The sequence below is a fragment of the Nodosilinea sp. FACHB-141 genome, from assembly GCF_014696135.1.
Taxonomy (GTDB): domain Bacteria; phylum Cyanobacteriota; class Cyanobacteriia; order Phormidesmidales; family Phormidesmidaceae; genus Nodosilinea.
This window is the reverse complement of the sequence record NZ_JACJPP010000006.1, coordinates 17,020-30,602: the sequence shown is the minus strand read 5'-3', so window position 1 is coordinate 30,602 and position 13,583 is coordinate 17,020. Positions and strand designations below refer to the sequence as shown.

General features: G+C 59.5%; 13 protein-coding genes. 4 read left to right on the top strand and 9 right to left on the bottom strand.

All coding sequences use genetic code 11. From position 1 onward, the window contains the following. Positions 1–30: 30 nt before the first annotated feature. The 6 genes from H6F59_RS02810 to H6F59_RS02785 form a co-directional block, all read right to left on the bottom strand. Positions 31–1,359 carry a folylpolyglutamate synthase/dihydrofolate synthase family protein gene (locus H6F59_RS02810; protein WP_190694972.1) on the bottom strand — a complete coding sequence of 443 codons (1,329 nt, stop codon included), beginning with the start codon at positions 1,357–1,359 and terminating at the stop codon, positions 31–33. A gap of 275 nt (positions 1,360–1,634) precedes the next feature. Beyond that, positions 1,635–1,973, bottom strand: coding sequence for a P-II family nitrogen regulator (locus H6F59_RS02805; protein WP_190515880.1), 339 nt, complete (start codon positions 1,971–1,973; stop codon positions 1,635–1,637). Positions 1,974–2,126: 153 nt separating this feature from the next. Further along, positions 2,127–2,798 (bottom strand): hypothetical protein, encoded by a 672-nt coding sequence (locus H6F59_RS02800; protein ID WP_190694971.1) that lies wholly within the window; start codon positions 2,796–2,798, stop codon positions 2,127–2,129. Positions 2,799–3,170: 372 nt separating this feature from the next. After that, a complete protein-coding gene (locus H6F59_RS02795; protein WP_190694969.1) occupies positions 3,171–3,956 on the bottom strand; it encodes a cysteine hydrolase family protein in 786 nt (261 codons plus the stop codon). 27 nt (positions 3,957–3,983) lie between these two features. Continuing rightward, on the bottom strand, positions 3,984–5,078 hold the full coding sequence (gene mraY, locus H6F59_RS02790) for a phospho-N-acetylmuramoyl-pentapeptide-transferase (RefSeq protein WP_190694967.1): 1,095 nt from the start codon (positions 5,076–5,078) through the stop codon (positions 3,984–3,986). A 269-nt stretch (positions 5,079–5,347) separates the two neighbouring features. Beyond that, entirely contained in the window at positions 5,348–5,599 is a 252-nt protein-coding gene (locus tag H6F59_RS02785; RefSeq protein ID WP_190515893.1) for a DUF3134 domain-containing protein, read from the bottom strand. Between the two features lie 119 nt (positions 5,600–5,718). On the opposite strand from H6F59_RS02785, the gene H6F59_RS02780 reads away from it, so the two are divergent. Beyond that, positions 5,719–6,312 carry a PAP/fibrillin family protein gene (locus tag H6F59_RS02780; RefSeq protein WP_190694965.1) on the top strand — a complete coding sequence of 198 codons (594 nt, stop codon included), beginning with the start codon at positions 5,719–5,721 and terminating at the stop codon, positions 6,310–6,312. Between the two features lie 7 nt (positions 6,313–6,319). Here H6F59_RS02780 and H6F59_RS02775 read toward each other — a convergent pair whose 3' ends face one another. The 3 genes from H6F59_RS02775 to H6F59_RS02765 all read right to left on the bottom strand — a co-directional run bounded on the left by H6F59_RS02775 (position 6,320) and on the right by H6F59_RS02765 (position 11,231). Next, positions 6,320–7,009: an ATP-dependent Zn protease gene (locus H6F59_RS02775; RefSeq protein ID WP_190694963.1), complete on the bottom strand. Its 690-nt coding sequence runs from the start codon at positions 7,007–7,009 to the stop codon at positions 6,320–6,322. Between the two features lie 80 nt (positions 7,010–7,089). Beyond that, positions 7,090–10,380 (bottom strand): DUF748 domain-containing protein, encoded by a 3,291-nt coding sequence (locus tag H6F59_RS02770; RefSeq protein WP_190694961.1) that lies wholly within the window; start codon positions 10,378–10,380, stop codon positions 7,090–7,092. Positions 10,381–10,418: 38 nt separating this feature from the next. Further along, entirely contained in the window at positions 10,419–11,231 is an 813-nt protein-coding gene (locus H6F59_RS02765; protein WP_190694959.1) for a D-alanyl-D-alanine carboxypeptidase family protein, read from the bottom strand. A 127-nt stretch (positions 11,232–11,358) separates the two neighbouring features. On the opposite strand from H6F59_RS02765, the gene H6F59_RS02760 reads away from it, so the two are divergent. From H6F59_RS02760 to H6F59_RS02750, 3 genes are all read left to right on the top strand, one after another. Beyond that, complete coding sequence (locus H6F59_RS02760; protein WP_242021232.1) at positions 11,359–12,351, top strand: AEC family transporter; 993 nt, start codon at positions 11,359–11,361, stop codon at positions 12,349–12,351. Between the two features lie 6 nt (positions 12,352–12,357). After that, positions 12,358–12,900 (top strand): peptidoglycan-binding protein, encoded by a 543-nt coding sequence (locus H6F59_RS02755; protein ID WP_190515906.1) that lies wholly within the window; start codon positions 12,358–12,360, stop codon positions 12,898–12,900. A gap of 262 nt (positions 12,901–13,162) precedes the next feature. Beyond that, the gene (locus tag H6F59_RS02750) at positions 13,163–13,561 is read left to right on the top strand and encodes a CBS domain-containing protein (RefSeq protein WP_190515914.1); all 399 of its coding nucleotides are present in this window, start codon (positions 13,163–13,165) and stop codon (positions 13,559–13,561) included. The last annotated feature ends 22 nt before the right edge of the window (positions 13,562–13,583 follow it).

The window sequence follows — 13,583 nt, the reverse complement described above, 5'->3', positions numbered from 1 at the left end:
TGACGTTTCTGCCGCACTGCCTTACTTCCTCTACCCTTCGCCATCTTCATAATGCTCGGTGGCGAGAAAGTGACCGATTAGGTACAGCGAGCCGCACAGCACCTTGAGCTGAGCTGGGGACTGAGCGATCGCAATCAGGCCATCCCTGAGAGACGGGTGGACTTCGCACTGGGCGAGGTTGGGGCAGACCGATCGCGCGATCGCCCTCAGATCCTCCGGCGCTGCCGTCTCATGCCCTGGCACCGGTACCAAATGCAGGGCATCCCCTGGCCGCAGCAGAGCCGCAAAAATATCGCCGTGGTCCTTGGTCGCCAGCATCCCCATCAGCCACGCTGTCCCGGCTGGGCTCCCAGGTTGACTGGCCCACCAGCGATCAACGTATTGACGCAGTACCTCGGCCGCTGCTGGGTTGTGGGCCCCATCGATCAGCAACGGATATCTCTGCGGTTCTTGGCCCCATGTCACCCACTGCAAGCGACCGGGCCAGTGAGCTTGGCCCATGCCCTGGGCGATCGCATCGTCAGAAATGTTCCAGCCTTGGGAGCGCAGGTTGAGCAGGGTGGCGATCGCGATCGCCGAATTGGTGAGCTGGTGCTCGCCCAAAAGCGCTAAGGGATAGGTAATCGCTTCGTTACCGTCGCTATAGCTGGCCTGCCCCTCTCCCACGGAAACAGCGGGCGCAGGCCACACCGCCGGACAGCCCAACTCAGCCAAGCGAGCTTGCACCACTACCGCCGCTTCAGCAGGCAGCGGACCAATCACGGCTCGACGCTCTGCCTTCAGCACCCCCGCCTTTTCGCGGGCGATATCGGCTAGGGTAGGGCCCAAGCGCTGCCAGTGCTCGCGGCTGAGGGAGGTAATCACGCTCACCAGGGGCACATCCACCACGTTGGTAGCGTCGAGTCGGCCTCCCAAGCCCACCTCCATCACCGCCAGATCTACCTCAGCCTCGGCGAAGTGCAGCCAAGCCGCCGCCGTAAACACCTCAAACTGAGTCGGTGAGGGTTGGGACGGGTCAATAGCTGCCACCACCTGCTTCAGTCGAGCAACCAAATTCTCAGCCGCAATGGGTTCCCCATTGACCACAATTCGCTCTCGCCAGCTCACCAAGTGCGGCGAAGTATAGCGCCCTACCCGATACCCTGCTGCCCCTAACACTTCCGCCAGGTAGGCACACACCGACCCCTTGCCGTTGGTGCCTGCCACGTGCACCAGCGGCACCCGGTGCTGGGGATTTTCCAACGCCTCTAGCAATCGCTGAATGCGCTCTAGCCCTAGCTCTACTCCAAACCGTCCAAAGGGGGCCAGAAGGCTCTCAATCTGTTGTTCTTGCTCTATTTGAGGCTGATACACAGGCAATTCTCTTCGCTAGCGAGAGATGGGGTAGCTGGGCCACTAAGCATCTTATCTGAGGGCGATCGCCCTTGTCTTAAACCATTCTCTCTATTGATAGTCAGGAGCCAACTCCAACCGATGCCTAACTTAAAGACAAGATACACAACGATTTATCTACCTAGCGTGATTAAACATCCATTAGGGGAAGCGGACTTGAAGTAGGTCAATAAGCTGTGAACGGCATGAAAAAGGCGCAGCCTAGGCTGCGCCTGAGTCGAGCATTAGCGTTCGGGCCAGAGCTACACGGCCTCGGTATTTTTCTCCCCGGTGCGAATGCGGATGATTTCATCAACGGGGGTGACGAAAATTTTGCCGTCGCCAATCTCGCCAGTGCGGGCGGCGGAAATAATTTTGTCGACTACGGTGTCGACCTGGGCCTCTTCAACCACAATCTCAATCTTGAGCTTTTGGAGGAATTCAACGGTGTATTCAGAGCCTCGGTAGCGCTCGGTCTGTCCTTTTTGGCGACCAAAGCCGCGCACCTCCGAAACGGTCATACCCACAATGCCGGCGTTGACCAGGGCAATCTTGACCTCGTCAAGCTTAAAGGGGCGGATAATAGCTTCTATTTTTTTCATAGATCAAACCAGGGTGCTTCAGCGGATATCTCTTAGCTTCGGTCTATGTGTATCGGGACTGACCCCTACAATACTGTATTGTCAGCTACAAAAAATTAGGCAAGCAGAATCAAAGCGGCTAGAAAAGCAAGCTATAGCCGGCAATCCAGCGCTTCAACGAGAATTGCTCAGCAACGGCTTCATAATCAAGAAACCGGCCCCAAAAGCACTGATCACGATTAGCAGAATAGTTGCACCCAGCCACAGCCCGCTCAAGTCGGACGACTTCTGGTTCATCTGACTAGGACGGCTAGCATCGATCCGCTCTTCGGTGTAAAGCCGCTGGGGCGCTGCCTGGGGCCGTTTGGGCGGCATTTTGGCCCCTTTCTTCGCCTTGGGCTTCACCATTTGAGTTAGCTGGTTGGCTAGGGTCGATACTCCTTCTCCCATAGACTCTGATAGCCGTTCTGGTAGAGAAGCCGAAGGCTCTTCAGCCATGGGGTAGGTCGCAGCCATCGCTGGGGTCTCAACGCCCAAGGAGGTCGTGACAGGGCGGATAATGCTCTCTGGCTCGATCGCCTGAGGTTGACTAACCTCGATCGCCTGCTTGAGGCGAGCTGCTGAGTCCGCAAAGCGAATCATTTCCTGGCGCAGCACCTGGTTCTGCTGGTTGAGCTGCTGATTTTGCTGGGTCAGTGAATCGACCATGCCCTGGGTAGCGCGTAGTTCTGTGGCTAGCTCGCGGTATACCGAGATCGGCACCGAAGGAGCCTGACGGCTGCCCTGGGGTACTTCTGGGGCCACGGCTCCAGGGTAAGCAGATTCGGGAGAATAGGGTACGTTCATGATGACGGTAGAAGGGGCGTTTAAGAACGAAAAAGAAGCCTGTAAATTGGTCTGCCCAAGGGTAGTTCACATTAGAGCAACTGCACCAGTTTTAGTCAAGAAAAGTTTTGGTGCTTACAGATTCAGCATTGCTGAAGGGTGGCATGAATCTACTTAGGGGCAAACGGCCGTTTGCCCCTAAGTAAAACGTGAAGTTTTTGGTTCGTATCTGTATCTAACAATCCCCAAATTCCATTGTCCACAATGGAATTTGGCAACTGTCTCACCCTAGAAGTAGATTCCACTGTCAAAGGGTGCGGGGTTTAGAGTCTGATGCTGGACTTCAACTTAAAAGACCAATTCGAAACCGATATCTATATCTACCGTTCTCAGCTAGAGCGCTACGGAAGGCTCTAGGGCTGCTGCTAGAGCAGCGCTATCGGCAACAAAGCCAAAGCACTGGTTGACGTTATAGACGGTGGCCTGGGCGCAGTAGTCGGGGGAGGTGGTGGCGCTACAGTCGCTCAGCAAAATGCAGTCGTAGCCGAGAAAGTTGGCGTCTTGCAGGGTGGCTATAACGCACTGATCCATATTCACCCCGGCGAAGAGTAGGGTGGTTTTGCCCAGGTTGCGCAAAATGCTGTCCAAGGGCGTGTCCCAAAAGCCGCTCATGCGGTACTTATCAACCCAAATGTCTTGGGGTTGAGCTTCTAGCTCCTCGACCACGGCTGCTGCCCAACTGCCTTTAGTAAGTACGGGGGCACCATTGGCCGGTAGAGGATCGCCGAGACCCACACCAGTGCCGCTGGGGTTATAGACATGGTGCAGGCCGGCACTCAGATTAAGGCGATCGCGGCGGTTGCCCCAGTTGACCCATACTACCGGCACCTGGGCCGATCGCAGTTTAGGCAACAGAGTTTGCAGTGGCTGAATCGCCTGACGGGTTGGAGCGACATTTACCCCAATGCTGGCCAGCCAGCCGTCGGGGTGGCAAAAGTCGTTTTGCATGTCGATGACCAGGCATGCGGTTTTGCCTAGGTCAAACTGCACCTGCTTGGTCTGAGTGACGAGGGTGGCCAGTCGAGGCTGGAGCGCTTGACGGCTAATGTCAGCCACCTGCTCGTTAACCCACCAGGCGTTGGGTGGGTGGCCTAAGGGGCGCAGGTTTGAGCCATCCATACCAAGCCTCCCAGGAGCGCGATTCGGCTATCTCACCTGGAGGGCCAGCACCGCTAGCCCAGCCGTTACCGCGTAGGCCACTGCTACAACTTGAATCTCAGACCAGCCCGACAGCTCAAAGTGGTGGTGGAGCGGTGCCATCTTAAAGAAACGCTTGCCTACGCCGTCGGGACCTTTGGTGGCTTTGAAGTAGCCCACCTGAATGATCACCGATAGGGTTTCGGCAAAGAACAGTAAAGTCAGCACCAGCAGCGCAAACAGGTTGCCGCTGAGAATGCCCACAGCTCCAAGGGCTGCTCCTAGAGCTAAGGAACCCGTATCGCCCATAAACACGCGGGCGGGGTTGTGGTTGTGGAGCAAGAAGCCTAAGCAAGCACCGGCCATGGCGGCGCAAAACACCATCAGGTCGGGGTGAGTAGGGGCAACAATGGCAGCTAGGCCCATGAAGGCGATCGCCCCAGTGCCGCCCATCAGCCCATCGAGGCCGTCGGTGAGGTTGGTGGCGTTGCTTTCGGCCACTAGCACAAACCCGGCTAGGGGCCAAAACAAAAAGCTGAGGGGTAGGCCCAGGCCCAAGGGCAGCGCCACGGTGGTAATGCTAGCAGGCTGACTGGTGAGCACCCAGAGGCAAAACAGCACTGCAACGGCAATCTGTAGAGCAAGCTTGGCTCGGGGTGAGATGCCTTTGTTAGAGCGCCGCTGAATTACCTGCCAGTCGTCAACCCAGCCGATGGCCCCGTAGGCCAGGGTCAGGAGCGATACGGCTACCGAATCGCGGGCAAAGCCTGTCGAGACTAGGGCAACAACGACCGCTACCGGCACAAAAAAAGCGCCACCCATGGTTGGAGTGCCCGCTTTCTTAAGATGGCCCTGAGGACCTTCTTCACGAATGAATTGACCGGTTTTAAGCGCCCGCAACAGGGGAACCGCCGAAAAACCGAGCAGGCTGCTGCCCAGAGCGGCCACAATAAAGGGAACCGTAATTGAGGCACCCAGGCTGACGGCATTGCCTAGGGTTCCATCTAGCCCGACGGCAGCGGCGCTGAGGCCTAGACCCAGCAGCCAGAACAGCGTTTGGCCATTCAGGGATAGCCGCCCCGAGGCTAAAAACTTCGCATCCACAAACAATTCCTCACTTGCTTCACACCGCACACCATCAGGAGTCTACTGGATGATCTTCCAATTGACTACATTTAGTGCCCGGAAATAGTCAGGAAGCTTAAATGAATCGTCTCACTTCGGAGCGAAGTTTAACAACACTTAACGGCGTATTTACGGCAACCTAAACCGTTGGCATCAGCCAATAGCGCCTCAGGCTAAAACCCTTCGAGTTTCGCCACGCCCAGCGGGCCGAGTTCGCTTAGCTACAACGTTTTTTAGACGGGCTACGCTTAGTCGTCGTCATCGTCGAGGGCGAGATCGGTGTCGTCATCGTCCTCAAAGGCATCGTCGTTGCCCATCAGATCCGAGATTTCCTCGTTTTCGGCTTCATCAGGGATGGTCTCAATGACATCGCGGCTGCGCAGGCGACCGATGCTCTCCAGCCAGTGCAGGATGGACGAGTCGCCGTTGGAGGGCAAAATTGGAGCCTTGGCGTTGCGGGGCACCTGGCGCAAAGACGGGTTGTAATACTTGTTAGACATAGCGGTGGTCTTGTACCAGTAACGAGGCAATATACAGACATTCCATCGTAGCAGAGACACTATTCTGCGGTGCCCGAAGTTTTGCCGTATTATGCCGGTACTGCTGTGGAGACTGGGCCATGTTGGGCAAAACTGAGCTATTGGAGGCCGTAGCCCCCGTTAACCGGGGCATTAGCAGCAGCCCCAGCGATCGCACCGCGATTCAAGCGGCAGCCGCTACCCTAGAGGGTCGCAATCCCACCCCCAACCCGCTCCAGGCCACCGATCGCTTGAATGGGGACTGGCGACTGCTCTACACCACCAGCAGTGAACTGCTCAATATCGATCGCCTGCCCTTAGCCTCCCTCGGCCCGATTTACCAGTGCATTCGCCTGGGCGAAAACCGAATTTATAACATTGCTGAGGTGAACGGGCCACCCCTGTTATCGGGATTGGTGGCGGTGGCCGCGACTCTAGAGGCTGTGTCTACCCAGCGGGTAAATGTGGGCTTTGAGCGGGGCGTGATTGGTCTGCGCCAGGCCTTGGGGTACGAATCGCCGGCTCAGTTCGTTGGGGCGATGCAAACTACGTCCAAGTTTTCGCTCTTCCAGGGCATTGATTTTAGAATTAACCGCGATCGCCAGGCGGGCTGGCTCGAAGTCACCTACCTCGACGATGACCTGCGAATTGGACGCGGCAACCAGGGCAGCTTGTTCGTGCTGCAAAAAGTGTAGGCAGGCGCTAGGCCGCAGCTTCTACCGAGGCACGGCTCGCTTCGACAATGGCGCAGCAGTCGGCCACCGGGGCGCGATCGTCCATGGCCGTCACCAGGGCATCGAAGGTGGCACGGTGCTTTTCGAGTAGGGTTTTGGCCTGGAGGGTAGCCCAGCGCTGCTTGAGAGGAGCTTCGGCAGGCGAGCGACCCAGCACTGTCCAAAACTGACCCAGAGCAGCAGTGTCATTGCCGCCACCCTGAGCATCGCCGTAAACCATCTGCTCAGCGGCAATGCCCGCCATCCACACCTGGCAGTAGCGGTCGATGACCTGGGGAGTAAACCGCGCCAGGGCCGCTGGGTCGCTGGGGCCAAACACTACGCCCCCCTGGCCAGGAATCCCTTGCTTCCAGGCTTCCCAAGTGTTGAGGGTATAAGCTTCAACCGGAATATCGAGCAACACCGCCGCCAAAAAGTGCCCGGCCTCGTGGTGCAGCACTCGCTGGCGGTGCTCAGGCGAAGCCCAGGCTACCGTATCCATCAAAATGTCGCCGATGCGGCCGCTCAAGCCGAGCTGATCGACGCTAAACACCCCCAGCCCCACGGCGGCAAACACCGCCACTACGGCAGGCGACAGGTGGATTAGCGGCCCCAGCAGACTAGCCATCGTTACCCCAAAGATGACGACGGCAATGGTGTTGAGGGTGGTGTCGCGCATGCGGTCTCCCAGCGGTTGGATAGCTTAAGCGGCGATCGCTCTGCTCTATGGTAGCGAGGATGGGGAGCCGGGGCTATAGCTCAAAAAATGCCGGCCTCTAGTCGTTTGGCCGTTTGCAGGCTGTCTTGCAGGCGATCGCGCCCCGCCTCGGAGTGCTCAATGGGCACGCTCTCCAGCAGGGCCGGAAAAAATAGTGCCGTCCAGTCCTCCTGCAGCGGGCAGCGGGTGCGGCCTCGCCGTAGGACGACGCGCTGAGCTTCGGCATCCCAAACGAAGGCGGTGGCGGCCCCCAAGGCAATCGCTGCCACATAAGGTTCATTTGGGCAGCTGGCCGCATCGGCTCCATTCATTGCCGGGGCGCGATAGCCGGGTCGAGCTACGGGCTGAAAGCCCACCCGATGGTCGTGGGCCTGAATGCCCAGCCGGGTCGCCTCCACTTGGATACCTTCGACCCCTACTACAAATAACAGGTCGCGGCGAAACTGGGCGCTGGGGAAGCCCACATTCTGAAGCGCCGGAGGCAAGTCAGGCCGCTCTACCCCAGCGGCCAGCAGCGCTCCGGTGAGCAAAATTCGCTGCAACCCCGCTGCATCCCACTCTGTAATCAAGCCGCTAGCTAGGGCTTCGTGATAGAGCCGGGCCATGGCTCGAATACGCGGGGCATCGGCGACATCGACAGCGATCAGCTCCTGCACGTTGAGGGTTTCTTGGCCGTAGGCCCGCAGAGCTGCCTCAGTACCGCCATAGACCGAAATGTCGGGGGCTTCTCTGAGGTACATGGCCAAGCTACGGCGAAAAGCGCGATAGCGTGGATCAGCTGGGTCGGCGGGAACAAAGGCCTGGTCGAGCAGGCGCGCCAAGTGGGCCTGAAACCCCACCGCCTGCTTAAGCGTAGCGCTGACACCAATATCCTGATCACTGGTGACTAGGGTCGCGTAGAAGGTCTCATGGAGGGTAGCCCCCTGCTGAGCCAGCTGTTGGTAGGCGCTGATATCGGCGGCGATCGCCCCCAGCTGAGCTGCCAATAGCGGCTCTTTTTGGGCCAAAATTTGCCAAAAGCGGAGGCTAAAGGCGTGGTCTTTGAGCAGGGCAAATACAATGCGATCGCCCCCAGACCCCCGGTCAGCCCCCGCGAGCAGCTCCAGCAGCAGCAGGCGGCTGTTTTGGTAGGCCGCTTCCAGGCTGTAACCCGCTTTCTCCTGGCGGGAGACCATCACCGAGAGCGTGTTGCCGCCAGTGAGGTGGGCCGCCCCGCCGGGGAACAGGTGCTTGCCCATGCCCACCTGGGCCCAGTCGCGATCGCTAAACCGCAGCAGCGCGAAGCTCAGGGCCGCCCTGTTCTCGGTCGCTAGGCCCTGCATTCTGCCGGTGATGGTAGTTCTTAGGGCGTGCTTGTCGAACTCGTTTTGCTCAATCGAGGCGGCCAGCGATCGCAGCGAATCGGGGTAGAGCCCCTCGCCCTCAAACCGCATTATGCCCAAGGCCAGGGCAATCGCCCCCTCCTCGGCTCCAAAGGTGACGTTGGGAATTTTCGACATCAGCTCTGGACTGCTCGATAGCTGCCGACTTTCTAAGGAGGTGGAGGCATTGAGCTGCCTGAGCAAGGCCAGGCGGGTCAGCTGCCCGGTTCGTCCTGGTTTGGCCAGCAGCGGGCGGGTGAGCACCTGCTGCATCGATAGCAGCTGCTCGCCTGCCCAAAATGAGCCCACGGTGCCCGCCCCAGCGGTAATCGGTCGAGCATCGGGATGGCGCAGCAGCGGATCGTGCAGGGTGCGCAGGGAGTGGTCGAGCATCCACAGCGATTCGCCGGGGTCGAGCCCCGCCGCCCGGCTCGACTCAACATAGACCGGCATAAAATACTCTAAAAAGAAGCGATCGGTGTTGAAACGCGCCCCTTGGCGGTAGTCCAACAGCTTGCCCTTGGACAGATCGGCGGCGATCGCAGTGACGTAGGGATTGGTCTGCAAAAACCAAAAAAACTTGCGATCGAGGGCCGGGAGCAGCCGGCTATCCAGTCCTCCGCTGGCCCGTTGGTAGGTGGCCTCTGATAGGGGTGGTACAACGGTGCCATCGCTGAGGGTAAACCAGGCCCCATTGCTCCTAAACCCGTAGGTCGCTCCCTCAATCGGCCCAATCCAGTCGCGAGGAGGGAGCCCCTGGGCTTGCATTCCTAGTGCCACCGCCACCAAGCCTATATCCAGCGCCAAGTGGCCTGGCGGCAGCAGGGCGGGGTCGGGCTGCACCTTCAAAACAGGCTCTTGAAACGATCCGGTGAGGTTGGCCTGCCACTGCCAGGGGTGGGGGTCGAGGGGCAGGCGATCGCCCACCACCGCCCGTAGATCGCCAGCGGCTACCGGTGGCACTTGGGCGCTCAGGTCGTAGCCCGTTTTGAGGTCGAGACTGCCGGCTGCCGTCAGCGCCATGGCGCCCAGGTTGAGGTTGGTGTCGGACAGGGTAACCCGCTGTCCCTGAAATTCCAGCCGGCTTTGCAGGTTGTGGATCGGTGCCGACTGCTGGCCCACATTCCCCTGCCCATCCCGCACGGCGATCGTGCCTTGCAGGTCGAGGGCGGCTAAGGGAGGTACAACGGCACTGGGCAGAGGCGTGGTTAGCTTCAGATCGCCGCTGAGCAATCCGGCATGAATATCTACTGCTGGCGGCAGCGCCAGGTTGAGGCTAGACAGGGGCAGATCTTGGCCCTGAAGATCGACCTGGAGCGATCGCCGCGCCAAATCGACCGTGCCGCTGGTCTGCCAGTGGCCCTGGTCGAGTAAACCCTCCAGCGCAAAGGCCACCTGGCGGGCGGGCTGCCCCTGAGGCAGGCGCACTGCGGCCTGTACGTCGTGGACCATGACGGCGCTAGGGGTAGCCGCCCCAGGGCTGGGGGCATACAGGGTAAACCGGCCATCTTCAACCCAAAGGCCCGTTAAGATATCGGCAGCGCTCACCGTTCCCGAGCCGTTTCCCCCAGGGAAATCCGGCTCGGCCCCTGGCTCGGGCAGCACCACCGATAGATCGGGCCGCACTAGGGTGACCGTCACCTGTAGATTGCCTCGGTGCAGCAACTCCGGCCAGTTCAACAAAACGACAACGGCATCGATTTCGCCTGCTAGCCCGTTGGCTTCAGTTCTAGGAATCACGGTTTTGCCCAGCACTAGTCCCCACTGCGCTATCCCCCGTACCCCCCCCAGTTGAATGGGCTGATGCAGAGCGTCTGAAATCGTTTCCTCTACTTGGGAGTGCAGAGCTTTAAGCAGCAGTCCGCCACCTAGGACGACGCCAGCTAGTGTCCAGGGCAGCCATGATCTAGACGCCAGTTTGAACCACGCTGTTAGCCTGGGGTCAGAAAGTTTTTGACGGACAAGAGCCATGTAGCCAACGCCAGGCAGAACTGCGCAGAACCCTTTACCTATTTGCTGTAGAAGGTCTCCAAGCTGGTGCGATCGCCCACAAACCGCCAGTGCCAGGGCTCAAAGGCCACTCCCTGAAAATTGTCCGGGGGAAAGGACAGCTCGTAGCCGTAGCGCACGGCGTTGGCTTCCATCCACTGATAGGCCCGGGTATCGACAAAGTCTGTGTTGAGATTAGTCCCCGACTGGTTGCCATCGCCAATATCGACGGCGTAGCCGGTGTGGTGCTCGCTATAGCCCGGCGGGGCGCTGACCTCGGCGCGGGTTTCGGCATCTTGGGCGCGATCGGCCTTAAGGCTAAAGAAAATCGTTTCCTGCTCCTCCTGGGAGCGAAAGCCCGAGAGCGGCACCAGCCTCACCCCAGCGCGACTGGCGGCCTGGGCCATTTCCTCGTACTGGCTGGCCGCGGCGGCGCGCAGGCGAATAGCGGCATTGGCATTTAGCGTGACTAGCTCTTCGGCCGGGGCCTCATTGTAGGCGCGGTGGTTGAGCAGGGTGCGGCTGGAGGGAGCTAGCTGGGTGGCGACGTCGCGATCGCTGGTGGCTGGTGCTGCGTCCCCTGTTCCAGCATCTGTCTCAACCGCAGAGCGGTTGACCATGGTTTCAAAGGGCTGAGCAAATTCGACGGCAGAAAACCCGTTGGTCTGATACCAGGCCACCAGTCCGCCCGCTGCTAGGGCCAGCACAGCCAGGCCTAGAAAGCGTCGCAGGCTACGGGTGCGCCGCAGCCAGGCGGGCTGATCTTCGCCCGTGGAGTAAAGGGGAACGTCGCGGGCCGCTTGGGGAATATCGTCGATAGGAGGCATAGGCATTCGCTTCCGGCAAAGCTCTACCCATTATGGCCCTTGGCGGCGATGCGGTCACAACTTCTCGTGGTCGACCCCAAACTCTGGCCTCGCCTGTCACAATCTCAGTGCAGAGTATGTGAGGGCTGCTGTTTTGCCACCGTTTGAGGTATTGATGCACCTGTATGGGCCGATCGGGGCAGGAATCTGCGCTGGCATCGCCCTGGGTGCTGTGCTCTATCGCGTTGCCCCCCACCGAGACTTGCCCCAGGGGTTGTATCAGCAGGTGCCCCTACGCCTAGGGCGTTTTTTGTTTTGGCTGGGCATTCCCCTCAGCATTGTGGGGTTTATGCGCCGCGCCGACCTGTCGGGCAATCTATACCTGGCACCGGTGGTAGCCTGGTCCGCCATTTTGCTGGGGCTGTTATGCAGCCGCCTGTGGATTCGCGCCGACCAGGAGCCCTGGGCGCGACCTACCCAGGGCAGTTTTTCCCTGGCGGCCATGTTGGGCAACACCGGCTACATTGGCTACCCCGTGGTGCTGCTACTGCCCCAGCTGGGGGTGAGTGTGTTTGGCTGGGCGCTGTTCTACGATGCTCTGGGAACGCTGCTGGGTTCCTACGGGTTAGGAGCGATTTTGGCCTCAGAAATGGGGGGGCAGCGGCTCAACCTAGCCCAGTCCTGGCAGCGGCAATGGTCAACCAGGCTACGGGCCGTCGTGCGGAATCCGATTATTCTAGCCTTTGGTTTGGGCCTGGGGCTGAAGGCGATCGCCCTGCCCGCCTGGCTTGACCTAGCCCTCTATCGGTTTGCCTGGGCTATTGTGGTGCTGTCGCTAATGCTAATGGGGCTGCGCATTCAGCAGCTCAGCTCGTGGCAGCATCTGCACCGGGCCACCATAGCCGTGGCAATTAAGATGCTGGTGCTGCCTCTGGCGGTGGGGCTGGGCCTCACCATTCTGGGTGTAGACGGTCCACCTCGACTGGTAATGATTTTGCAGGCGGGCATGCCCTGCGCTTTTTCTAACCTGGTGCTGGCCGAGGCCTACGATCTCGATCGCGACCTGTCTGTCACCTGCGTAGGGCTCAGTTCCGCCAGTTTGCTATTTACTCTGCCCCTTTGGCTGTGGGCATTTTCTGGGGAGTGACGACCAATGATCACCCGAGCGATCGCAATGTACCATGGCCGCCGGCTGCTGCTAGCTGGCCTGCTGGCCCTAGGAGGACTCGCCCCCCTCACTCCAGGTTTGGCCCAGCCGCTGTCGCCTATTCGGGATGTCGACGCTACTCCCTTGCTGCGCACCGAGGACAGAGGCCCGCTGGTCAATCAGCTTCAAACAGAGCTGGCAAGTTTAGGGCTGTTTACCGGAGTAGTGGATGGCTATTACGACACCGAGACCGCTGAGGCGGTGCGATCGCTCCAAGCGCAGCAAGGCCTGGTTGTCGATGGCATCGCCGGCCCGCAAACCTGGCTCGCCCTAAAGGCAGCACGGCGAGCGGCTACCCTGCCGCCGCCGCTCCTCACCGCCAATCTGTTTACCTTTACCCCCCTGGTGGTGGCTCAGCCTGACCCGCCGCCCCCCGCCATTTGGCTTGCCCTGATGCCTCTGGTGCCCATCGCTGGCGGCGCGCTAACCTGCCTACACCGACGGCGGGGGCGGCAGGGGGTGTCGCTGCCGTTTAAGCCAAAACTTTAAGAGTCTTTAACTGCCAAGCCCCTGCAATCTAAAGAAAAGCTACAAATACAACCCGTGATCCCCGCTTCAGAGGTCACCATAGTAGAGATTGCTGCAAACCGAATCGCAGCGCTGAGGGACCTTCCCCAGCAGCCAGATTTTTGATCTTTCAGGCCGGACCTTGTCAGCCGGTTTATGGGTTCAGATAGAAGCCTGCCCGTGGCGCGCAGGCCTCTGTAATGCGTGGTTGTAGCCCTTACCCTATTGTTTCCTGGAGAGTCCTATGCTGACCGTGGCCGACATCATGACCCCTAACGCCACTACCATCGCTAGCGGTGCCACCGTCGCCGATGCCATTGAGCTGATGCAGCAGCGACAGATTCGATCGCTCCTCGTCGAACACCGCTCTCAAGATATGCCGTTTGGCATGGTGACCGAGCGCGATATTGTCTATACCGTGGTGACCCGAGGCCACGATCCTAAAAAGGTACTGGTCCAAGACATCATGCACCAGCCCTGCATTTCTCTGGCCCCTGATCTCACCATTCAAGAAGCTTCCCAAGTGTTGTCTGACATCAGCGTGCAGCGCGCGCCCGTGGTTCAAGACGGGCGTCTGGTGGGGGTGATCTCGGTGACCGATATCTTTATGCGGGGTATGTCAGTGCCAGCGTTGAGTCGGTAGGGGAATGGGGAAGATGAGGGAG